Annotated in this window: 14 protein-coding genes; 13 read left to right on the top strand and 1 reads right to left on the bottom strand. The window is 67.5% G+C overall.

All coding sequences use genetic code 11. The features are described from left to right. Positions 1 to 72: 72 nt before the first annotated feature. Complete coding sequence (locus tag ESB00_RS01340) at positions 73 to 2,076, bottom strand: beta-galactosidase (protein WP_129045936.1); 2,004 nt, start codon at positions 2,074 to 2,076, stop codon at positions 73 to 75. Between the two features lie 266 nt (positions 2,077 to 2,342). Here ESB00_RS01340 and ESB00_RS01335 point away from each other — a divergent pair, with 266 nt between their 5' ends. The 13 genes from ESB00_RS01335 to ESB00_RS01275 all read left to right on the top strand — a co-directional run bounded on the left by ESB00_RS01335 (position 2,343) and on the right by ESB00_RS01275 (position 20,517). After that, positions 2,343 to 3,842: an alpha-N-arabinofuranosidase gene (locus tag ESB00_RS01335; protein WP_129048251.1), complete on the top strand. Its 1,500-nt coding sequence runs from the start codon at positions 2,343 to 2,345 to the stop codon at positions 3,840 to 3,842. Positions 3,843 to 4,173: 331 nt separating this feature from the next. Further along, positions 4,174 to 5,193 carry a glycoside hydrolase family protein gene (locus ESB00_RS01330; protein ID WP_129045935.1) on the top strand — a complete coding sequence of 340 codons (1,020 nt, stop codon included), beginning with the start codon at positions 4,174 to 4,176 and terminating at the stop codon, positions 5,191 to 5,193. 247 nt (positions 5,194 to 5,440) lie between these two features. Further along, positions 5,441 to 7,126 (top strand): alpha-L-fucosidase, encoded by a 1,686-nt coding sequence (locus ESB00_RS01325; protein WP_129045934.1) that lies wholly within the window; start codon positions 5,441 to 5,443, stop codon positions 7,124 to 7,126. Next, on the top strand, positions 7,123 to 8,211 hold the full coding sequence (locus ESB00_RS01320; protein ID WP_129045933.1) for a glycoside hydrolase family protein: 1,089 nt from the start codon (positions 7,123 to 7,125) through the stop codon (positions 8,209 to 8,211). The genes ESB00_RS01325 and ESB00_RS01320 overlap by 4 nt, the downstream gene beginning before the upstream one ends. A gap of 196 nt (positions 8,212 to 8,407) precedes the next feature. Next, positions 8,408 to 10,735 (top strand): family 43 glycosylhydrolase, encoded by a 2,328-nt coding sequence (locus ESB00_RS01315; RefSeq protein WP_129045932.1) that lies wholly within the window; start codon positions 8,408 to 8,410, stop codon positions 10,733 to 10,735. Then, positions 10,732 to 11,832 carry a glycoside hydrolase family 53 protein gene (locus tag ESB00_RS01310; RefSeq protein WP_129045931.1) on the top strand — a complete coding sequence of 367 codons (1,101 nt, stop codon included), beginning with the start codon at positions 10,732 to 10,734 and terminating at the stop codon, positions 11,830 to 11,832. The genes ESB00_RS01315 and ESB00_RS01310 overlap by 4 nt, the downstream gene beginning before the upstream one ends. Before the next feature lie 108 nt (positions 11,833 to 11,940). Beyond that, positions 11,941 to 12,888: an alpha/beta hydrolase gene (locus ESB00_RS01305; protein ID WP_129045930.1), complete on the top strand. Its 948-nt coding sequence runs from the start codon at positions 11,941 to 11,943 to the stop codon at positions 12,886 to 12,888. Between the two features lie 54 nt (positions 12,889 to 12,942). Beyond that, positions 12,943 to 13,812, top strand: coding sequence for an alpha/beta hydrolase (locus tag ESB00_RS01300; protein WP_129045929.1), 870 nt, complete (start codon positions 12,943 to 12,945; stop codon positions 13,810 to 13,812). Between the two features lie 83 nt (positions 13,813 to 13,895). Beyond that, positions 13,896 to 15,863 carry a rhamnogalacturonan lyase gene (locus ESB00_RS01295; RefSeq protein WP_129045928.1) on the top strand — a complete coding sequence of 656 codons (1,968 nt, stop codon included), beginning with the start codon at positions 13,896 to 13,898 and terminating at the stop codon, positions 15,861 to 15,863. Next, the gene (locus ESB00_RS01290) at positions 15,860 to 16,744 is read left to right on the top strand and encodes a hypothetical protein (RefSeq protein WP_129045927.1); all 885 of its coding nucleotides are present in this window, start codon (positions 15,860 to 15,862) and stop codon (positions 16,742 to 16,744) included. Before ESB00_RS01295 ends, ESB00_RS01290 begins: the two co-directional genes overlap by 4 nt. Further along, positions 16,741 to 17,625: a DOMON domain-containing protein gene (locus tag ESB00_RS01285; protein ID WP_179954370.1), complete on the top strand. Its 885-nt coding sequence runs from the start codon at positions 16,741 to 16,743 to the stop codon at positions 17,623 to 17,625. Before ESB00_RS01290 ends, ESB00_RS01285 begins: the two co-directional genes overlap by 4 nt. Before the next feature lie 139 nt (positions 17,626 to 17,764). Continuing rightward, the gene (locus ESB00_RS01280) at positions 17,765 to 19,111 is read left to right on the top strand and encodes a BNR repeat-containing protein (RefSeq protein ID WP_164975973.1); all 1,347 of its coding nucleotides are present in this window, start codon (positions 17,765 to 17,767) and stop codon (positions 19,109 to 19,111) included. Then, positions 19,108 to 20,517, top strand: a complete 1,410-nt coding sequence (locus ESB00_RS01275; protein WP_218938653.1) for a glycoside hydrolase family 28 protein — start codon at positions 19,108 to 19,110, stop codon at positions 20,515 to 20,517. The genes ESB00_RS01280 and ESB00_RS01275 overlap by 4 nt, the downstream gene beginning before the upstream one ends. Positions 20,518 to 20,708: the final 191 nt, after the last annotated feature.

The following is a 20,708-nucleotide window of genomic DNA, read 5'->3' as shown; positions in this document are numbered from 1 at the left end:
CTCGTGCGTGAGGTCGGCGCAAGCGCCGACCCTACAAGAGGACAAGCGGCCCGCCGCGAGGTGGGTCCTTCCTCAAATCCACACCACCCGCCAGCCGTAGCGGGCGAGCTTGAGGGGGCCGGCGGGGAGCTTCTTGCCGGTGAGGGCGTCGGTCGCGCCCTTCGGCACGCGGACGCGGCCGCCCTTGCCGTTCAGGTTCACCACGACCCAGAGCGTTTCGCCGTCGGCGGTTGCGCGCGGGCACACGACAGTGCCGGGCGTGGCGTCAAAGCGGAGGGTGACACCGGCCTGCTTCGCGTAGTGGGCGACGAGCTTCGCCAGCAGCTTTGCGCCGGTCTTCCCGTCGGGCAGCGCGCCGAGGACGACGACCGCGCCCTGGCCGATCCGACGCTCGGTGAGGAAGGCCAGACCCGGGGCCTGCTCGCTCTTGAGCGTGCCGAGCACCCGCGTGTCGGAGGTGGCGGGCCGCAGCGCGGAACACCAGCCGGCCACGGGTGCGGTGAGGCCGAAGGCCTTGCCGGTCGAGCCGGTGCCGGTGATGGGAAACGAAAACACGGTCTCGACGCCCGCGAAGGCGTCCACGAGCCCGAGACCAGCGTCGGTCGGCACGGTGTGCTCGGCGCCGCGCGTGCCAGTGGTCGGCGCGCAGATCCACACGCCGCCGGCGCGGACGAATTTTTCCACTTTCTTCAGGAAGTCCGGCGACACAAACGGCATCACGGGCGTGATGAGCAGCTTGAGGCCGTCGAGCGCCGCGCCCTCGAAGCGGACGTCGCGGTGGATGCCGGCCTCGAGGAGCAGACCGTGCCATTGGGCGACGACCTTGTTGAAATCCACCTCGTAGCCGGGGCGTCCGCCGAGCGGCTCGGTCTGGAGCATGGCGCGACCGAGATCGGACCAGGTGACGGCGGCCTCGGCGACCGCGGGCTTGCTCGCGAGCATGAGCGGCTCGAGCTGCCGACGCGCGGCCTCGACAGCCTCGACGGCGGTGTAGCCGACGGAGGGCTTGAACCAGGTGCTGAGAATCGCGCTGTGTGGCAGCTCGCAGCCGGTGCGCTGCTGGCGCCAGAGCCAGTAGTTGATCGCCTGCGCGCCGAGCCCGAAGGACACGACCGCCTCGGCCGCGAGGAAGCCCGGCGGATGCGTGACCTCGTGGTTCCCAAACCAGCCGTTGTGCGCGACGCTCGTCTCCATGAACCAGTGGGCGCGGCCGGGCTTGGCGGGGCGGCAGAGGTCGTTGTCGAAGACGATGGCCGGCCAGTTGTCGCGCGGCGGGTAGTCGTCGAAGGAGGCGAAATCGAGGTTGGCGAACAGCCGCTCCTGGTTGACCGAGAAGAACGTCACCGTGTTGTGCGTGATCGGCTTGTCCGAGTGGCGGCGGATGACCGCGCACTGCGCGTCCATGAACTCCGCGATGCTCTCGCGGCAGAACATCCGGTAGGCGGTGCTGAGCGAGGCGTTGTGCAGGAAGGGCGTGCGCACTGGCGCGGGCACCTGGTCGAAGCGCTGGTAGCGTTCGCTCCAGATCTCGGTGCCCCAGGCGTCGTTCAACTTCTCAATCGTGCCGAACCGCGCCTCGAGCCAGCGGTGCCAGTGGGCGACGGCGTGGGGGTTGAAGTCCTCACCGACGTGGCACTTGAACTCATTGTCGATCTGCCAGGCGATGATCGCCGGGTGGCGGCCGACGGCCGACGCCAGGGTCTCGACGATGCGCAGGCAGGCCGCGCGCACCACGGGGTGCTCGTAGCTGGCGTGCTGGCGCGCGCCGTGACTCATCACGCGGCCCTCGGCGTCCACGAAGCAACGGTCGGGGTGACCGTGCGTCAGCCACACCGGCGGCGTGGGCGTGGGCGTGCAATAGACGACGCCGATCCCCGCCGCGTGCAGCTGGTCGAGCACACGCACGAAGAAGTCCACCGACACCCGGCCCTCGTCGGGCTCCATCTTCGACCAGGTGAACTCGCCGATGCGCACCATGTTCAGGCCGAGTTTCTTCATTTCCGCGATGTCGCGGGGAATCTCGGACTCGGGCCAGAGCTCGGGGTAGTAACAGGTGCCGTGGAGGAGTTTGTTCATGGGGGGAGCCGGGTATTTCACACAAAGGAGCTAAGCAGCCAAGACCGGCTTTGCTACTTTGCTCCTTCGTGTGCGCCTCCCCATTGGGTCAGTCAACCTCCGGCCCGTCAAAATTCAGTCGCTTCGGATTGTCCGGCACATGACGGTCAAGGCCCCGGCCCGTTGCGGTGGTTCGCCGGTCACCAAACCTCCAAGTTCCCCTATCCCCTAACCCCATGAAACGATTGCTCCCTCTGCTGGGCGTGTTAGCCCTCGTGGCAGCCCCGATGCTGCGCGCCGACCAGTCCGCCACCCTCACTCTCCGCGCCGACCAGCCCGGCGCCGTCATCAGCCGCGAGATCTACGGCCATTTCGCCGAGCACCTCGGCCACTGCATCTACGAAGGCCTCTGGGTCGGCCCCGACTCGTCCATCCCCAACACCCGCGGCATCCGCAACGACGTCGTCGCCGCGCTCAAGAACCTCCAGATCCCCGTCCTCCGCTGGCCGGGCGGCTGCTTCGCCGACGAATACCATTGGAAGGACGGCATCGGTCCGCGCGAAAAGCGCCCTGCGATCTACAACTCCCACTGGGGTGGCGTCGTGGAGAACAACCATTTCGGCACGCATGAGTTCCTCGATCTGGTCGAGATGCTCGGCTGCGAGGCCTTCGTGTCCGTCAACGTCGGCAGCGGCACCGTGCAGGAGACCCAGCAGTGGGTCGAATACATGACCAGCGACGCCAAGTCACCCATGGCCGACCTGCGCCGCGCGAACGGCCGCGACAAGCCCTGGCGCGTGAAATACATCGGCGTCGGCAACGAGACCTGGGGCTGCGGCGGCAACATGCGCCCCGAGTATTACGCGGACGTTTACAAGCACTTCAACACGTTCATCAAAAACTACGACCGCGAGTATCGCATCCAGCGCATCGCCTGCGGGCCCAACGGCGACAACTACGCCTGGACCGAGGAACTCATGGCCAGCGCCGCGCGCCACATGAACGGCCTCTCGCTCCACCACTACACGCTGCCCAGCGGCAGCTGGAGCGGCCCGAAGGGAGCGGCCTACGGTTTCCCCGAGACCCAGTGGTTCACCACCATGCGCAACACCCTGATCATGGAGACGCTCGTCACCAAGCACAGCGCGATCATGGACAAATACGACCCGCAGAAGAAGGTCGGCCTCGTCGTGGATGAATGGGGCACCTGGTATGACGTCGAGCCCGGCACCAACCCCGGCTTCCTCCGCCAGCAAAACACCATCCGCGACGCCGTCGTCGCCGGCCTCAACCTGCACATCTTCCAGAAGCACGCCGACCGTGTGACCATGGCCAACATCGCGCAGATGATCAACGTGCTCCAGGCCGTCATCCTCACCGACAAGGAGAAGATGATCCTCACGCCGACCTACCACGTCTTCGAGATGTTCAAGGTCCACCAGGGCGCCACCAGCCTGAAGCTTGACCTCAAGACGCCCGACTACGTCTTCGGCGCCGAGAAGCTCCCGGTCGTCAGCGCCTCCGCCTCACGCAACGCCGCCGGCAAGATCCATCTCTCGCTGGTGAACCTGCACCCGAGCGACGCCGTCACCGTCAGCACGACGCTCGAGGGCGTGAAGCCGGGCGCCGTGAGCGGCCGCATTCTTACCGCCGACGCGATGGATGCGCGCAACACCTTCGAGGCGCCCGAGACCGTCAAGCCCGTCGCCTTCACCGGCGCGAAGCTCGCCGGCGGCCAGCTCACCGTCACCCTCCCCGCCAAGTCGGTGGTCGTGCTGGAGCTGTGAGCGTCCTTTGACCTCCGTCTCTCCCGCAGGGGCGCGCCTCATGCGCGCCCCTGCTTTTGAACCGGCCCGCGACTCTGCGGGCCGGTCTGCTCTGGAGGGTCGGTCTCCGCACCGACCGCGGCCGGCGCGGAGGCCGGCCCTCCACCTGACTGTAAGGCAACCCGCCGTTTGCCACTGCGCGCCCGCCGGCTAATCTCCACCCATGCCCCTACCCCGTTGTTCTGATTCCATCCCCCTGGTCTGTCATCCTGAGCCGCGCAAAGGATGCAACCGGAGCGACGGGGATGATTTCGTTTGCGAAGATTCCCTTGGATCCTTCGCTGGGCTCAGGATGACGCTGCGGGTGCTGGTTCTGCTTTCGTGTTTTTCGTGTTTTTCGTGGTTACATGCGGATTCCGTCGCCCCCAAGCCGCTCTTCCGCGATCCGGTTTACGACGGCGCGGCCGATCCGGTCGTGATTTGGAATCCCAAGGCGGAACGCTGGTGGATGTTCTACACCAACCGCCGCGCCAACCAGCCCGGCCTCTCCGGCGTGGCCTGGGTTCACGGCTGCAAGATCGGCATCGCCGAGTCGGCCGACGGTGCGAAGTGGACCTACCTCGGCACCGCCGACATCGAGCTGCCGCCCGAGATCGGCGGCGCCGAGCCCACGCACTGGGCGCCGGACGTTATCACTGCGCCGGATGGCAAGCACCACATGTTCCTCACCGTTGTGCCAGGAGTGTTCGAGAACTGGCAGCACCCGCGCCGCATCGTCCACCTCACGAGCACCGGCCTACGGAAGTGGAAATACGAGTCCGCCCTCACGCTCGCGTCCGACCGCGTGATCGACGCCGGCGTCCACGCCCTGCCCGGCGGTGGCTGGCGCCTGTGGTATAACAACGAGCGCGACCGGAAATCCATCTACTACGCCGACAGCCCCGACCTCTTCACGTGGACCGACAAGGGCAAGTGCACCGGCGTCGGCGAACGTCCGGGCGAAGGCCCCTACGTCTTTCGCTGGCGCGGCGCGTATTGGATGCTCGTGGACCTGTGGAAGGGCCTCGGCGTTTATCGCTCCACCGATCTCGAAACCTGGACCGCTCAAAGCGGCGACCTGCTCGGCGTGCCCGGCACCGGCGCCGACGACGGCGTGAACGGCGGCCACCCCGGCGTCGTGGTCAGCGGCGACCGCGCCTATGTGTTCTATTTCACCCACCCCGGCCGCGCCGGCACGATCCGGCCCGAGGACAAGGAATCGCTCGATCTCCGCCGCAGCTCCATCCAGGTCGTCGAACTCGTCGAAAAGGACGGCGTGCTCTCCTGCGACCGCAACACGCCAACGCATGTGATGCTGAGGGCGCCGCGGTAGCCGGAACCAATTTGAACTGTAGCCGCGTTGGAGCGTAGCGACAACGTGGTTGTCCACTGACCACGCTTTCGTCCCGCAGACGCGGGACTCAAGCGCGGCTACATCTTGGTTAAGACTGCCCTATCACCCTCCGCCCATCTTATCCATTATTGGGCCCGCTATCTCCATGTGACGGGAGTGGCGCAGCCGCCCGGAATCTACAGGGTGGGCCCCAGCCCCTTGCGTAGTCGGTAACCCCCAACCGCCCATGAATACCCGTGCTGCCACACTGCTGGCGCTGTCCTTTGTCGCATCCGCCCTCCCCGGCCTTGCCTCGATCCCGAGCAACGCCACGCCATCCGTTATTGTCAGCACCGCACGCGAGCCCGTCGCCGCCGGCCCGTTTGCGCCGACCTGGGAATCGCTGCGCGGCTACGAGGCGCCAGAATGGTTTCGCGACGCGAAGTTTGGCATCTGGGCCCACTGGGGTCCCCAGTGCGAACCCGGCATGGGCGACTGGTATGCACGCCACCTGTATTTCGAAAATGGCCCGGCGTGGGGGCCCAACGTCACGGCCTTTCACCGCGAGACCTACGGTCACCCCTCGCAGGCCGGCTTCAAGGACGTCATCCACCGCTGGAAGGCCGAGAACTGGAATCCCGACAAGCTCGTCGCCCTCTACAAGCGCGCGGGCGCCCAGTATTTTTTCGCCCTCGCCAATCATAATGACAACCTCGACCTCTGGGACTCGAAATACCAGCCGTGGAATTCGGTCCGCGTCGGCCCGAAAAAAGATCTCATCGCCGGCTGGGCCCGGGCGGCGCGCGCCAACGGCCTGAAGTTCGGCGTCAGCGTCCACGCCGCCCATGCCTGGAGCTGGTATGAACCCGCGCAGGGCGCGGACAAGGAAGGCCCGCTCGCCGGCGTGCCCTACGACGGCAGGCTCACTGCCGCCGACGGCAAGGGCCAGTGGTGGGAGGGCCTCGATCCGCAGGATCTCTACGAGCAACGCCATGCGCCGGCCGAGGGCTTCGCGGAGCCGCTCAAGATCCACGAACGCTGGGACTGGGGCAACGGCGTTAGCCCGCCCGACCAAGCTTACAGTGAGCGGTTCTACCACCGCACGATGGATCTCATCAACACGTTCAGGCCCGACCTGCTTTACTTCGACGATACCGCCCTACCCCTCTGGCCCGTGAGCGACGCCGGCCTGAAGATCGCCGCGCATTATTACAACCAGGGCGCTGCGCGAAACGGCGGCAGGGCCGACAACGTCATCTTCGGCAAGGTGCTCACCGCCGACCAGAAGCGCGCCCTCGTGTGGGACGTTGAGCGCGGCGCACCCAATGACATCCAGCCGCTCCCCTGGCAGACCTGCACCTGCATCGGCAGCTGGCACTACGAAAAGAAAATCGCCGACGAAAACCGCTACAAGAGTGCCGCCACCGTCCTCCAGATGCTGGCCGACATCGTCAGCAAGAACGGCAACCTCCTGCTCAACATCCCGCTCCGCGGCGACGGCACGCCCGACGACGCCAGTCTCGCCGTGGTCGAAGGCATCGCCACGTGGATGGACGTGAACCGCGAGGCCATCTTCGCCACGCGCCCGTGGAAAATCTTCGGCGAGGGCCCGGCCTCCGCCGGCGCCGCCCTCAGCGCCCAGGGTTTCAACGAGGGCAAGGGCAAACCCTACACCGCCGACGATCTGCGCTTCACGCAGTCCAAGGACGGTCGCACGCTCTACATCATCGGCCTCGTCCGCCCCACCGCGCCGCTGGCCGTCGCCGCGCTCGGCACCGCTGCCGGCCACCTCGACCGCGCCATCGCCAGCGTGGAACTCCTCGGTTCCGCCGCGCCGGTGAAGTGGACGCAAACCGCCGCCGCCCTCAAGCTCGACGCCGGCGCGCCCGCCGGCCCGGCCGGCCCCGTGGTGTTCAAGGTTTCGCTCCGATGAAAATCATCCGTGTGCTCCTCGGCGCGACGCTCGGCGTCGCGCTCTACGCCGACACGACTGGGCCCGCCGCGCCGGCCAAATCGTTCATCGACTACTTCCGTCCCATTCCCGCCCGCGGTCCGCTCACGGCGGAAACCTGGGGCGCTCCGGGCGCGCTGCCCCGCGACGTGCACAACGGCCTGGAGGATGTGACCAACAAGTATTGTTACTGGGACGGCCAGATCCTCCGCGGCGACGACGGCAAATACCGCCTCTACGCCTCGCGCTGGGACGAGGCCCGCGGCCACGACGGTTGGAAGGATTCGATCGGCGTGAGCTCGCTCAGCGATCACCTGCTCGGGCCCTACGTGGACCGCGGCCCGATGTGGCCCGACAACCAGGGCGGCAAGGGCCACAACGTCACCGCGCTGCGCCTGCCCGACGGACGTTACGCGGTCGTCGTCAGCGAGACGCGCCAAGGCGATGTGTTCGTCTCCGATTCACCCGACGGACCCTGGACGCACCTCGGCGGCATCGTCACGCACGGCGACGTGCGCAAGCGCGCCTCGAACTACAGCATCATGGTGCGGCCCGACGGCGACTTCATGATCGTGCCGCGCTCCGGCCAGATCTTCCTCAGCAAAACCGGCATCCTCGGTCCCTACCACGCCCAGGGGCCGAGCGTTTATCCGAAGATCGCGGGCCTCGAACAGCGCGACCTCGAGGATCCCTGCATCTGGTTCAGCGGCGGCCGCTACCATATCGTCGTCAACAGCTGGAGCCAGCGGAAGGCCTTTCACCTGACGTCCAAGGACGGCATCACCGGCTGGACGCTGCGCGGCCTCGCCTACGATCCGCGCGTGGATTTCGTGCGCTACACCGACGGCACCGTGAACCGCTGGGACAAGCTCGAGCGCCCCGGCGTTGTCATCGAGAACGGCCACGTCGTCGCCGTCACCCTCGCGGTGCTCGACGTCCCGAAGAACGAGGAGAAGGGCGGCGACCGTCACGGCAACAAGGTCATCGTGATTCCCTTCGACGGCGCCGCGCTCGACCGTGATCTGGCGAACGTGCCCGAGCTGCCTTCAGAGGCGCCGGCCAAATAGCGCGCCCAAGGTGGCGCGCGTTGCCCGTTCGACGAGCTCAGGGCCTTGAGCCTGCCGAAACGGCTCCCCAACGCGCCAAGAATACCCGCTCGCGGAAAGCGCCCTGGGGAGCAGGTCGCTCCACCCTCAAACCCGCCGGACAGTAAGACGAGTTACCGTTTGCCGCGGCGGAGGTTTCGTCTGATTCTTCCTGCCCATGCCCCACCCCCGCCTGAACGAGGGAACCCACCCTGCCCCGTGGGCGGCCAGCTTGCTGGCGCCACGAAACTCGCGCATCATTCGTGGCGTGAGCAAGCTCACCGCCCACCAAGGAATGATTTCCCGGACCTGTTTCCTCGTTCTGTGTATTCTGTGTGTTCCGTGGGCCACCCCCGTCGCCCGCGCCGCCGACTACCCCAACCCGCTCGTCCGCCAGCGCGCCGACCCGCACATCCTGCGGCACACGGACGGGCAATACTACTTCATGGGCACGGTGCCGGAATACGACCGCCTCATCCTGCGCCGCGCGCCGACCATCGCCGACCTCGCCACCGCCGAGGAAAAGGTCATCTGGCGCAAGCACGCCACCGGCATCATGGGCGCACACATCTGGGCGCCCGAGATTTACCACTTCGACGGCAAGTGGTATGTGTATTTCGCCGCCGGCGAGGCGGAGAAGATCTGGAACATCCGTATCTACGTGCTCGAAAACGCCTCCGCCGATCCGTTCCAAGGCGAGTGGATCGAGCGCGGACAGCTCAAGACCGGCTGGGAATCCTTCGCGCTCGACGCTTCGGTCTTCGAGCACCGCGGCCAGCGCTACCTGCTCTGGGCGCAGCAGCAGCCGGGCATCAAGGGCAACACCAACCTCTACATCGCACCCCTGGCCACGCCCACCACCCTCGGCGGCCCGGCCGTGCTGCTGTCTAAACCCGAGTTCCCCTGGGAACAGGTCCGCTATGCCGTGAACGAGGGCCCGATGATGCTGCGCAAAAACGGCCGCCTCTTCCTCACCTACTCCGCCGCCGGCACGGGGCCGGAGTATTGCGTGGGGATGCTCACCGCGAGCGAGGACGCCGACCTGCTCGACCCCAAGTCGTGGACCAAGTCGCCCGAGCCGGTCTTCGTCACCAGCGAGGCAAACAAGATCTACGGTCCGGGCCACCACTGTTTCACGGTCGCCGAGGACGGCGTAACCGACCTCATCGTCTATCACGCCCGCAGCTACCCGCAGGTCGCGGGCGACCCGCTGAAGGACCCGAACCGCCACACGCGCGTGCAGGCGGTGCGCTGGCGCGCCGACGGCACGCCCGACTTCGGCGTGCCGCGCCCCGACGACCCGGTCGCCGCCGGCGGTGATTTTCCGATCACCGCCTACGGCGCGCTCGGCGACGCGCGCACGCTCAACACCGTCCAGATCCAGGCCGCCCTCGACGCCGCCCACGCGGCTGGCGGCGGGCGCGTCGTGATTCCCCAGGGCACGTTCAAGAGCGGCTCGATCTTCCTGCGACCAGGCGTCGAGCTCCACCTCGCCGAGGGTGCGGTCCTGCTCGGCTCGAACAACATCGAGCACTACCCGAAGCAGCGCACGCGCATCGAGGGCCACTTCCCCGAGTGGCGCCTCGCCCTCGTCAACGGCACCAACCTCACCGGCGTCCGCATCACCGGCCCGGGCAAACTCGACGGCAACGGCACGCTCTTCTGGGCCGCCTTCTGGCAGCGCCGGAAGGAAAACCCGCAGTGCACCAACCTCGAGGTCGAGCGCCCGCGCCTCGTCCACCTCGACACCTGCACCGACGTGCGGATCACCGGCGTCGTCCTCCGCGATTCCGGGTTCTGGAACATCCACCTCTACCGCTGCCGCGACGTGCTCCTCGAGGGGCTCGACATCTTCTCGCCCGGAGCCAGGGCCGGACCCGTGCGCGCGCCCAGCAGCGACGGCATCGACCTCGACAGCTGCCGCGATGTCGTCATCCGCCGCTGCAAGATTGCAGTGGACGACGACTGCATCGCCCTCAAGGGCACCAAGGGCCCGCTCGCCGACCGCGACGAATCGAGCCCGCCCGTCGAAAACATCCTCGTCGAGGACTGCACCTTCGGCGCCGGCCACGGCGTGGTCACCTGCGGCAGCGAGGCCACGGTCGTGCGCAACGTCACCGTCCGCAACTGCACCGTCGCCGGGAAGAACAACCTCGTCCGCCTCAAGCTCCGCCCCGACACCCCGCAGCGTTACGAGAACCTGGTGTTCGAGAACATCACGCTCGACGGCGACGGCCGGATCTTCGACGTGGCGCCGTGGACGCAGTTCTTCGACCTCAAGGGCCACCCGCCGCCCGCCCGCTCCGTCGCGGGCGTGACGCTGCGCAACGTCACCGGCCGCTACGGCACGCTTGGCCGCCTGCGCGGCAACGAGGGCGATGACCTCAGCGGGATCCGCCTGGAAAATGTCACCCTCACGCTCGCCGACGACAAATTCGAGCGCGGCCCCGTCCGCGACTTCACCGCGACGAACGTCACGCTCAACGGCCGGTCCTTCACCCCGTGATCCCGTCCCGGTCCAGTTTTTTCGTCCGGTTCTCCCAAGGAGCGAGCTTGCTGCTGCTGGCGCTTGCACCGCTCCCCGCCGCGCACGATTACGCCATCGGCGCCGACCTGTCGTTCCTGAAGCAGGCCGAGGAACGCGGCGTGCAGTTCAAGGACGGCGGCGTGGTGAAACCCGGCCTGCAGATTTTCCGTGACCACGGCTACAACTGGATCCGACTGCGGTTGTTTCACACGCCATCCACCCAGCCGCGTCCGCTGCCCAACGATCTCGCCTACACCATCGCCCTCGCACAGGAGGCGAAAGCGCGCGGCATGAAGTTCCTGCTCAATTATCATTACTCTGACACCTGGGCCGACCCCGCGAAGCAGTATCCGCCAAAAGCTTGGGCAACGCTCGACTCCGCCGCGCTCGTCACCGCGGTGCACGACTACACCCGCGACACCATCGCCGCATTCCGCGCGGCCGGCGTGCTGCCCGACATGGTGCAGATCGGCAACGAGGTGACGCCCGGCATGCTCTGGCCCCACGGCAAGCTGCCGGAAAACTGGGACACCTTTGCCGCGCTGCTGAAGGCCGGCATCGCCGGCGTCGAGGCCGGCCGGGGCGACGGCCCGCGCCCGCACATCATGCTGCACATCGAGAAGAGCGGCGACCGCGAGCGCACGCGCTGGTTCTTCGACCACCTCAAGCAGCGCGGCGTGGAGTTCGACGCCATCGGCCAGTCCTATTATCCGTGGTGGCACGGCTCGCTGCTCGACCTGCGCGACACGCTCGCGTTCATGGCCGAGACCTACCGCAAGGACATCTACCTCGTCGAAGTCGCCTACAACTGGCGGCCCACCGAATACCTCGGCGAGCCCGCGCCCTTCCCGGAAACGCCCGAGGGCCAGCGTGACTTCCTCGACGAAGTGCACCGCGCCGTCCTTGCCACGCCGCATGGCCTCGGCAAGGGCGTGTTCTGGTGGGAGCCCGCCGTCCCGCTGCAGACCCGTATCGCCAGCCGCGGCATGTTCGACGCCGACGGCAACGCCCTGCCCGTGATCACTGTCTTCGATCGCTGGACCCGCGGGAAGACGGTGAAAGCCAACACGCCATGAGTTTCCGCACACCTCGCTGCCTGTTTTCGTAGCCGCGCTTAAGCGAAGCGAAAGCGTGGCCACGTTGTCGCGGTGCTCCAACGCAGCTACTCCCTGAATGCTTCTTCCATGAAATTCCCCCTCATCCTCATGTCCTCGTTCCTCCTCGCCTCCGTCGCCGACGCCGCTTTCTCCGATCACCCCGTCATTCCGCTCTGGCCCGAGGGCGTCCCCGCCGCCGTGCGCCCCGACGCCCCCGCCGCGCTGGGGCCGCTCGGACCGGAGAAACTCGAGGAGGGCGGACGTCTCTCCAACATCTCCGAACCCACGCTCACCGTCTATTGGCCCGCCGTGGACCGGCCCAACGGCACGGCCGTCATCATCTGCCCCGGCGGCGCTTACGGCATCCTCTCCCACGACCGCGAGGGCATCCAATACGCCCAGTGGCTCAGCCACCTCGGCGTCACCAGCTTCATCTTGAAGAGCCGCCTGAAGGAATACGGCCACCCCGCGCCGCTGCAGGACGTGCTCCGCGCCGTGCGCGTCGTCCGCTCGCGCGCCGCCGAGTTCAAGATCAATCCGGACCGCCTCGGCATGATGGGCAGCTCTGCCGGCGGCCACCTCGCCGCCAGCGCCGGCACGCTCTTCGACCACGCCGACGGCAAAACCGGCGCCGCGCTCGACAGCGTGAACGCCCGCCCCGATTTCATCATCCTGATGTATCCGGTCATCACGATGGCCGACGGCGTCACCCACAACGGCTCGCGCGAGAACCTCCTCGGCAAGTCGCGCACGGCGGAACAGGAGGCCTTCTTCTCGCTCGAGAACCGCGTCACCGCCGCCACGCCGCCGACGCTTCTCATCCACACGCAGGAGGACAAATCCGTGCCCATCGAGAACAGCATCCGTTTCTTCCAGGCGCTCACCAAGGCCGGTGTGCCTGCGGAGTTCTACGCCTTTGAGAAAGGCGGCCACGGCATGGGCATCCGCGACGGCCTCGGCACGACCTCCGAATGGCCCGACCGCGCCCGCGAGTGGCTCCGCGTCCGCGGCCTGCTGACCCCCGCCAAGCCATGAGCGTCCCCTCCTTGTAGGGTCGTCGCTTGGGCCGATCCTACAACGCTATCCCCCATGAAACCCCGCCTGCCCCTCTTAGCCGCGATCATCGGCCTGTTCGCGGCCTGCTCCTTCGCCGCCGAACCTGTCGTCCCGCTCTGGCCCGGCGTGGCGCCCGGCTCCGCGGGTCGCACCGAGCCCGAGAAGGTGCGTATTACCGACAGCGGTGAACACGTCGTCTCCGGCGTGCATCAGCCCAATCTCACCGTCTATCTGCCCGCGCCGGGTACGGCCAACGGCGCCGCCGTGATCGTGTTTCCGGGTGGCGGGCATCGCGAACTCTGGGTGGACCACGAAGGCCACGCCGTGGCGCGCTGGCTGGCCGGACGCGGCATCGCCGCCTTCGTCCTCAAATACCGGCTCGCCCGCGAGGAAGGCTCGACCTACCGCGTCGAGGTCGAGGCGTTGGCCGACGCCCAGCGGGCGCTGCGCCATGTGCGCGCCCGTGCCGCGGAATGGCAGATCGATCCGGCACGCGTGGGCGTCCTCGGCTTTTCCGCCGGTGGCGAAGTCGCCGGCCTCGTCAGCCGCAAGTTCGACGACGGACAGCCCGGGGCGGCCGACGTCATTGAGCGCCAATCCTCGAAACCCGCCTTCCAAGCCCTGATCTATCCCGGACGCACGCAAAACATCGAACCCGCGGCGGGAAATCCGCCGGCGTTCCTGCTGGCCGGCTACGAGGACCGGCCCGACATCAGCGAGGGCCTGGCGGAGGTTTACCTGCGTTTCAAGAAGGCCGGGGTCCCCGCCGAACTGCATCTCTACTCCGGCGTCGGCCACGGCTTCGGCCAGCGCGCCACCAACAAAGGCCCCGTCGCCGGCTGGCTCGACCGCTTCCACGACTGGCTCGCCGGCCGCAACCTGCTGAACTCTGCCAAACCATGAGTGTCCATTCCCTGTAGGGTCGCCGCTGGCGACGACCTCGGCCGCGAGGTCGGCCCTTGGGCCGACCCTACAACCATCCTTTCATGCGCCTCCTCGCTCTCCTCGCTTTCACGTTCACCCTCACCTCGCTTTCCGCGGCCCCGGTGGTGGAGCGGCTCGAGCGCGGCCTCGTCGGCATCCTGCAGCCGGACGGCAAGGTCTTCGTGGGTTGGCGCCTGCTGGCCAGCGACACGCCCGGCACAGCCTTCAACGTCTATCGGACCACCGGCCCGGGTCCCGCCCGACCCGCTGCTCCGGGTCAAGTAACGAACAATCAGGAGCGGGGTCCGGTCATGGCGAAGATCAATGCCGAGCCGCTCATCGGTCCGACCTGGCTGCTTGACCCGGCGCCACAACTCGATCGCGAGACCGCTTACTTCGTTCGTGTCGTCGTGAACGGCCGCGAGGGCGAGCCGTCCAAACCGTTTGTTATGCCGGCGCTCTCCGATCCGCGCCCGTATCATGCTGTGCCCATCCAGACCCCCGCCGGCTACACGCCCGGCGACGCTTCCGTGGGCGATCTCGACGGCGACGGCAACTACGAGATCATCCTGAAGCAGGAGCAGAACCCGCAGGACAACTCCCGCCCCGGCCTCACCGGCGAGACGCTCCTCCAAGCCTATCGCTTCGACGGCACCCCCCTCTGGACGATCAACCTCGGCAAAAACATCCGCGAGGGCGCGCATTACACGCAGTTCATGGTCGCGGACCTCGACGGAGACGGCCGCGCCGAAGTCGCCGGCAAGACCGCCGACGGCACCGTGGACGGCCGGGGCAAAATCATCGGCGACCCGGCCGCCAACCACCGCGATGAGCGCGGCCACATCGTGCGCGGACCGGAGTTCCTCACGGTGTTCGACGGACGCACCGGCGCCGCGCTCGCCACGACGGACTACCTGCCCGGTCGTCATCCCGAGACCCAGAACCCCACGCCCGATCAGATGAAAGCCGTCTGGGGCGACGGGAATGCCAACCGCTCCGAGCGTTACCTCGCCGGCGTCGCCTGGCTCGACGGCCGCCTGCCGAGCCTCGTCATGTGCCGCGGCTACTACACGCGCAGCGTCATCGCCGCGTGGGATTGGCGCGGCGGCAAGCTCACCTCGCGCTGGGTTTTCGACAGCGACAAGGTCGGCCCGCCCGACCGCACCAACAAGTGGCGCGGCCAGGGCAACCACCAGCTCTCCGTCGCCGACGTGGACGGCGACGGCAAACAGGAGATCATCTACGGCGCCATGGTCGTGGACGACGACGGCACCGGCCTTTACTCGACCGGCTGGGGCCACGGCGACGCGCTGCACGTGGGCGACTTCGTGCCCGACCGTCCTGGCCTCGAGATCGGCGCCATCCAGGAACGTTTCGATGCCCAGGGTCTGAGCCTGCGCGACGCGCGCACCGGCGAACCGATCTTCACCATCCCGTCCGTCCAGGCCGCCACCGAGGGCGGCGACAAGGGCGAGGGCCCGGGCCGCGGCAACACCTTCAACATCGACCCGCGATTCCCCGGCGCCGAGTCCTGGGCCGCCGGCGCAGGCCTGGACGGCATCCACGACGCCACCGGCCGGAAAGTCGTGGAAAAACGTCCGCGCGGCATGCCGGTGAACTTCGGCATCTACTGGGACGGCGACCTGCTCAACGAGCTCCTCGACCAGAACCGCATCGTGAAATGGAACTGGGACACGGAGTCGCTCAACCTGCTGCTCACCGATCCCGAATGCACCTCGGCCAACGGCACCAAGGCCACGCCCGCGCTCTGCGCCGACCTCTTCGGCGACTGGCGCGAGGAAGTCGTGTGGGCTACGCGCGACAAGCAGGAGCTGCGCATCTACACCAGCACGATCCCGACCAAGCACCGCCTCGTGACGCTCATGCACGACCCGCAATACCGCGCCGCCATCGCCTGGCAGAACACCGCCTACAACCAGCCGCCACATCCCAGTTTCGCCCTCGACGAATCCCTTCCGCTGCCGCCACCGCCGGTCGTGGAGTTCCCTCACTCCCCAACTGTGCCATGAAAACTGCCCACCTGCTCCTGTACTGCCTCGCCGCGGTGTTTCTCCCAGCCGACGAACCGAACCTGATCCCCGAATCCGGGCAACCCCGCCTGAGAAAGCCGGGCGGATTCAACCTGGAACTGCTGCCCAAGGCCTTCGCGTCGAACCCGCGGATTGAAATGACCGTTTACAGCGAACGAACCGCCTATGGCCGCACGCTGCGCGATCCCTCCCCCGAGCATCCGGTCTATTACGTCGCGCATAGCGAGGGTTACAAGCCCATGGGATCCAGTCCGATCAGGGAGAATCCGCCGGCTCAGGAAAAGATCGATGCGCTGCTCCAGGGGGTGTTGGCGAAACGCAGCTTTCTCCCCGCCCGGGAAATCTCCCATCCGCCCGCGCTGGCGCTTTTCTATTACTGGGGTTCCCACTCGGGCCTCGATGTGCGGGATGTCATGGCGTCGCCCGAACTGATCTCCCTCCGCCGCCGCGACATCCTGGAACGGGCCCGGCTCGTGGGCGGACTGGACAACGTCCAGAAGATGGCGCGGCAGATGGACGAAGGCATCCCGATTCACGAACGCATGGCCCGCGAACAGCATCTTCAATATCAGGCCGCACACGACCTCTACTACGTCGTGGTGTCCGCCTACGATTTCGCCGCCCTCACCCGGGGCGAGCGCAAGCTGGCCTGGCGCACGACCCTCACGGTCAACGACCAAGGCGTCTCCATGCGGGAGACGCTGCCACCGCTGATCATCAGCGCCATGGACTTCTTTGGCCGGGATACGGGCGAGTCGCTCGCCCTCCAGCGCCGGATCAACCGCGGCTCCGTCACCCTTGGTCCGCTTATCATCATCGGAACGGCTCTTCCCGATCCGGAGCCTGCGCCAACGAAATGATCCTTTCCCGTCCCACACTGTTCTTGCTCGTTGCGCCGCTGGTCGGGGCGGCCGGCCTGCACGCCCTCGAAAAACCCGACATCACTTACCAGGTCTTCCAGTTCCCGGTGGACCGGGCGCCGGTGATTGACGGCGATGCTTCCGACTGGGCGCAGGTGCCCGAAAGCTACGTGGTGGACCGCTCGCACCTGCACAACACGGCCACGCCCCCGCCGGCCGCGGGGGACAAGACGCTCGCGTGCCGCGTCAAGGTCGGCTGGGTCAAGGGCGAGAACCGGCTCTACTTCCTCTACGAGGCCGAGGACGACTACTGGGACTTCGCGCAGCCCGGCCTGCGCAACGACACCTTCGAGATCATGGTGGACGGCGATGCCTCCGGCGGTCCCTTCGTCGCGCGCGACCAGAAAAGCGTGTGGACGCCTGAGCTCATCGCCCCCGCCGACCTGCGCCCCGAGCCGCGCATCGACGCCGAGGGCTCGCGCCGCGCCATTCACGGCGTGCATGCGCAAAACTACCACGTCTTCACCCCCGCGGTGAACAAGGACTGGGCATTCATCCTCGGCGCCGGCACCTGGATCAAGGACGCCCCGTGGGCGAAATCCGCGCAACGCTTCACCGTGAAACCCGGCGAGAGCGGAAAGGTCACGGTCGAGTTCTATATCACGCCCTTCGACTACGCGGGGGCCGAGGGGCCGGAGCGCTCGGTCACCTCCCTTCTTACGGAAAACAAGATCATCGGCCTCTCCTGGATCGTGATCGACTACGATGGCCCAACCCCGCGCGGGTTCTGGTGCCTCTCGCCGCAGCGCTCCGCCTTCGGCCACGCGTCCCTCCTCTGCGCCTTCCGGCTGATGCCGCTCGAGGCGAAACCCGTCCCATGACTTTCTACCTCCGTCATCCTGAGCCGTGCGAAGGATCCAAGCCCGGCGCACGTGCGTCCTTCTCCTTGGATCCTTCGCACGGCTCAGGATGACGGAAGCGCGGGTCTTCTCTCATCCGTGGAATTTGTCCGATCTCCGTATGCCCTTACGCCTTCTCCCTTTCATTTTCCTGGCGATCGTCGCCCTTGGTTCGCCTGCGCTGGCCGCCGACCTCGCCCCCGCCGGCGGCGCGCGGCTCCTAAAGATTGCCGACGACGCCTTCGCCGGCAGCTCGGTCAACGTCCTCGCCAACTCCCAGCACACGCTCCTCACGCACGGCGACACGCAGTTCGCCGCCTTCTACGCCGCCGACTCGACCCTCGTGCTCGCGAAGCGCGTCCACGGCAACGACACCTGGACCACGCAGCGCACCGCGTTCAAGGGCCGCACGGCCGACGCCCACAACAGCATCGCCCTCGGCGTGGACGGCGACGGCTTCCTCCACGTGGCGTGGGACCACCACAACAACCCGCTCAACTACGCGCGCGGCACCGCGCCGGGTTCGCTCGAACTCGGTCCGCGCGAGGCCATGACCGGCGCGCATGAGAACCGCGTCACGTATCCGGCCTTCCTGCCGTTGCCCGGCGGCGACCTGCTGTTCTTTCACCGCGACGGCGGTTCCGGCCGCGGCAATCTCGTGCTCAGCCGCTACGACCTGCGCGCCCGCCGCTGGTCGCAGCTCCACGCCAGCCTGATCAACGGCGAAGGCGCGCGCAGCGCCTACCCGGCTTACACCGTGGACGCGCGCGGCACGCTCCACCTCGCCTGGGTCTGGCGCGCCACGCCCGACGTCGCCACCAACCAGGACATCGCCTACGCGCGCTCGCTGGACGGCGGCGTCACTTGGAGCGCCGCGGACGGACGCCCGCTCACGGTGCCCTTCACCGCCGCCAACGCCGACTACGCGCTGCGCGTCGGGCCCAACCGCTCGCTGATGAACCCGCCCAGCCTCGCCGCCGACAGTCTCGGCCGCCCGCTGCTCGCCAACTACTGGACGCCCGAGGGCAGCGACGTGCCGCAGTTCCATGTGGTGCGCCATGACGGCTTCAAGTGGCGGGTCACCCCGGTGACGGCGCGCACCACGCCCTTCACGCTCGCCGGCGGCGGCACGAAGAACCCGCCGATCTCGCGCGCCGTGCTCGCCGTGCGCGCCGCCGAAGACGAAGGCCGCGAAGTCGTGCTGGTTTATCGCGACGACGAGAAGGAAGGCCGCATCATAGCCGCCACGTGCGAGGATCTGCGGAAGACGGGCTGGCGCTTCACCGCGCTCACGGCGGGTTCGGTCGGCGCATGGGAGCCGTCCTACGATCCCGTGGCTTGGGCCCGCAACCGCGAGCTTCACCTGCTCGTGCAGGCCGTCACCCAGCGCGACGGCAACGACCGCGAGGCCGCCGCCGTTGCGCCCACGCCGGTTTCGGTTCTCCTCTGGCAGCCGCCCGCCCCATGAAAAACCCTCCCAACCGCCGCGAGGCGCTCCGCGCCGGCGCCATGCTGACTGCCTCGCTGCTGGCCGGTCCGCTCGTCCGCGGCCAGGGCACGCGTGTCATCCGCGACTTCAACGTGCGCGACTACGGCGCACTGGGCGACAGCCGCACCCTCGACACCGCGGTCATTCAGCGGGTGATCGATACCGCCGCGGCCGCCGGTGGCCGCGCCCGCGTGCTCCTGCCCGGAGGCAAACGCTACCTGTGCGGCAGCCTGCAGCTCCGCTCCGGGATTGAGTTCCACCTCGCCGACGACGCCGAGCTGCTCGCCAGCACCGACCCCGCGCACTACCCCAACCGCGCGCTGCTGGCCGCCACCGACGCCTTCGGCCTGCGCCTCACCGGCACCGGCCGCATCAACGGCCGCTCGCGCGAGTTCATGACCCACTTTGACGAAAAGGACGAGTGGTGGCGGCCCAAGGAATTCCGCCCGCGCCTCGCCGTGCTCACCGGCTGCCAGGGGCTGGAGGTGCGCGACGTCACGTTTTTCGAGGCCCCGAGCTGGACGCTGCACCTCGTCGGCTGCTGCAGCACCCTCGTGGACGGCGTGAAGATCCGCAACCAGCTGGACGTGCCCAATTGCGACGGCATTGATCCCGACCACTGCCACGACATGGAGATCCGGAACTGCGACATCCGTTGCGGTGACGACGCGATCGTTATCAAGGCCACGCGCGCCGGCGCGGCCTACGGCGGCAGCGAGAACATCGTCGTGAAGGACTGCGTCCTCGAGACGCAGGACTCCGGCCTGAAGATCGGCACCGAAACCGTGGCCGACATCCGCCGCATCCGCTTCGAGCGCTGCGAGATCAAGTCCGGTTGCCGGGGCCTCACCATCCAGCTGCGCGACGAAGGCAACGTCTCTGATATCGAGTTCAAGGACATCCGCTTCACCGCCCGTTATCACTCGGCACCGTGGTGGGGCCGCGGCGAGGGCATCTCGTTCACAGCGATCCCGCGCACGCCGGAAACCAAGGTCGGCATCCTCAGCGATGTGCGCGTGACCGATGTGACCGGCCGCGCCGAGAATACGATGCGGATCAGCGGCTCGCCCGGCAGCCGGATCCGCAACGTGCGCTTCCAGAACGTCGCGCTCTCCCTCGACCGGTGGACCAAGTATCCCGGCGGTGTCTGGGACAACCGTCCGACCACCGCGATGCACGCCCTCGAGCCGCATGCCACGCCCGCGATCCATGTGCGCCATGCCGACGGCGTGGCGTTCCGCGACTGTCGTGTGGACTGGGGCCCGAATCGTCCGGAGTATTTCACCCACGCGCTGGAAACCGTGGATGCCACCGGCGTGGACGCCGCCAGCCTGCGCGGCGAATCCGCCTTCCCCGCCCGCCTGCCGGCGATGAAGTTTCACTGAGCGATTTCCCAAACCGGTTTTGGCCACGAAGAGGCACGAAAATGCACGAAAAGGTAATATCCCACGAAACTTGTCATCCTGAGCGTAGCGAAGGATCCAAGGGAAAGAACGCGCGTAAACGGCTTGGATCCTTCGCGCTGCTCAGGATGACGGTAAGGACATTCATAGGTGGTCGCACCCCAACATTAGCC

The sequence above is a fragment of the Oleiharenicola lentus genome (assembly GCF_004118375.1).
GTDB classification, from domain to species: domain Bacteria; phylum Verrucomicrobiota; class Verrucomicrobiia; order Opitutales; family Opitutaceae; genus Lacunisphaera; species Lacunisphaera lenta.
The sequence above is the reverse complement of the archived record's forward strand: the minus strand, read 5'-3'. Positions and strand labels throughout refer to the sequence as shown.

Excerpts from the sequence above, each read along its gene's own strand:
- ESB00_RS01305 (WP_129045930.1), top strand. The coding sequence starts at position 11,941 with ATGAAATTCCCCCTCATCCTCATGTCCTCGTTCCTCCTCGCCTCCGTC.
- ESB00_RS01300 (WP_129045929.1), top strand. The coding sequence starts at position 12,943 with ATGAAACCCCGCCTGCCCCTCTTAGCCGCGATCATCGGCCTGTTCGCG.
- ESB00_RS01320 (WP_129045933.1), top strand. The coding sequence starts at position 7,123 with ATGAAAATCATCCGTGTGCTCCTCGGCGCGACGCTCGGCGTCGCGCTC.
- ESB00_RS01295 (WP_129045928.1), top strand. The coding sequence starts at position 13,896 with ATGCGCCTCCTCGCTCTCCTCGCTTTCACGTTCACCCTCACCTCGCTT.
- ESB00_RS01325 (WP_129045934.1), top strand. The coding sequence starts at position 5,441 with ATGAATACCCGTGCTGCCACACTGCTGGCGCTGTCCTTTGTCGCATCC.
- ESB00_RS01285 (WP_179954370.1), top strand. The coding sequence starts at position 16,741 with ATGATCCTTTCCCGTCCCACACTGTTCTTGCTCGTTGCGCCGCTGGTC.
- ESB00_RS01330 (WP_129045935.1), top strand. The coding sequence starts at position 4,174 with ATGACGCTGCGGGTGCTGGTTCTGCTTTCGTGTTTTTCGTGTTTTTCG.
- ESB00_RS01290 (WP_129045927.1), top strand. The coding sequence starts at position 15,860 with ATGAAAACTGCCCACCTGCTCCTGTACTGCCTCGCCGCGGTGTTTCTC.
- ESB00_RS01315 (WP_129045932.1), top strand. The coding sequence starts at position 8,408 with ATGCCCCACCCCCGCCTGAACGAGGGAACCCACCCTGCCCCGTGGGCG.
- ESB00_RS01280 (WP_164975973.1), top strand. The coding sequence starts at position 17,765 with ATGCCCTTACGCCTTCTCCCTTTCATTTTCCTGGCGATCGTCGCCCTT.
- ESB00_RS01340 (WP_129045936.1), bottom strand. The coding sequence starts at position 2,076 with ATGAACAAACTCCTCCACGGCACCTGTTACTACCCCGAGCTCTGGCCC.
- ESB00_RS01275 (WP_218938653.1), top strand. The coding sequence starts at position 19,108 with ATGAAAAACCCTCCCAACCGCCGCGAGGCGCTCCGCGCCGGCGCCATG.
- ESB00_RS01335 (WP_129048251.1), top strand. The coding sequence starts at position 2,343 with ATGCTGCGCGCCGACCAGTCCGCCACCCTCACTCTCCGCGCCGACCAG.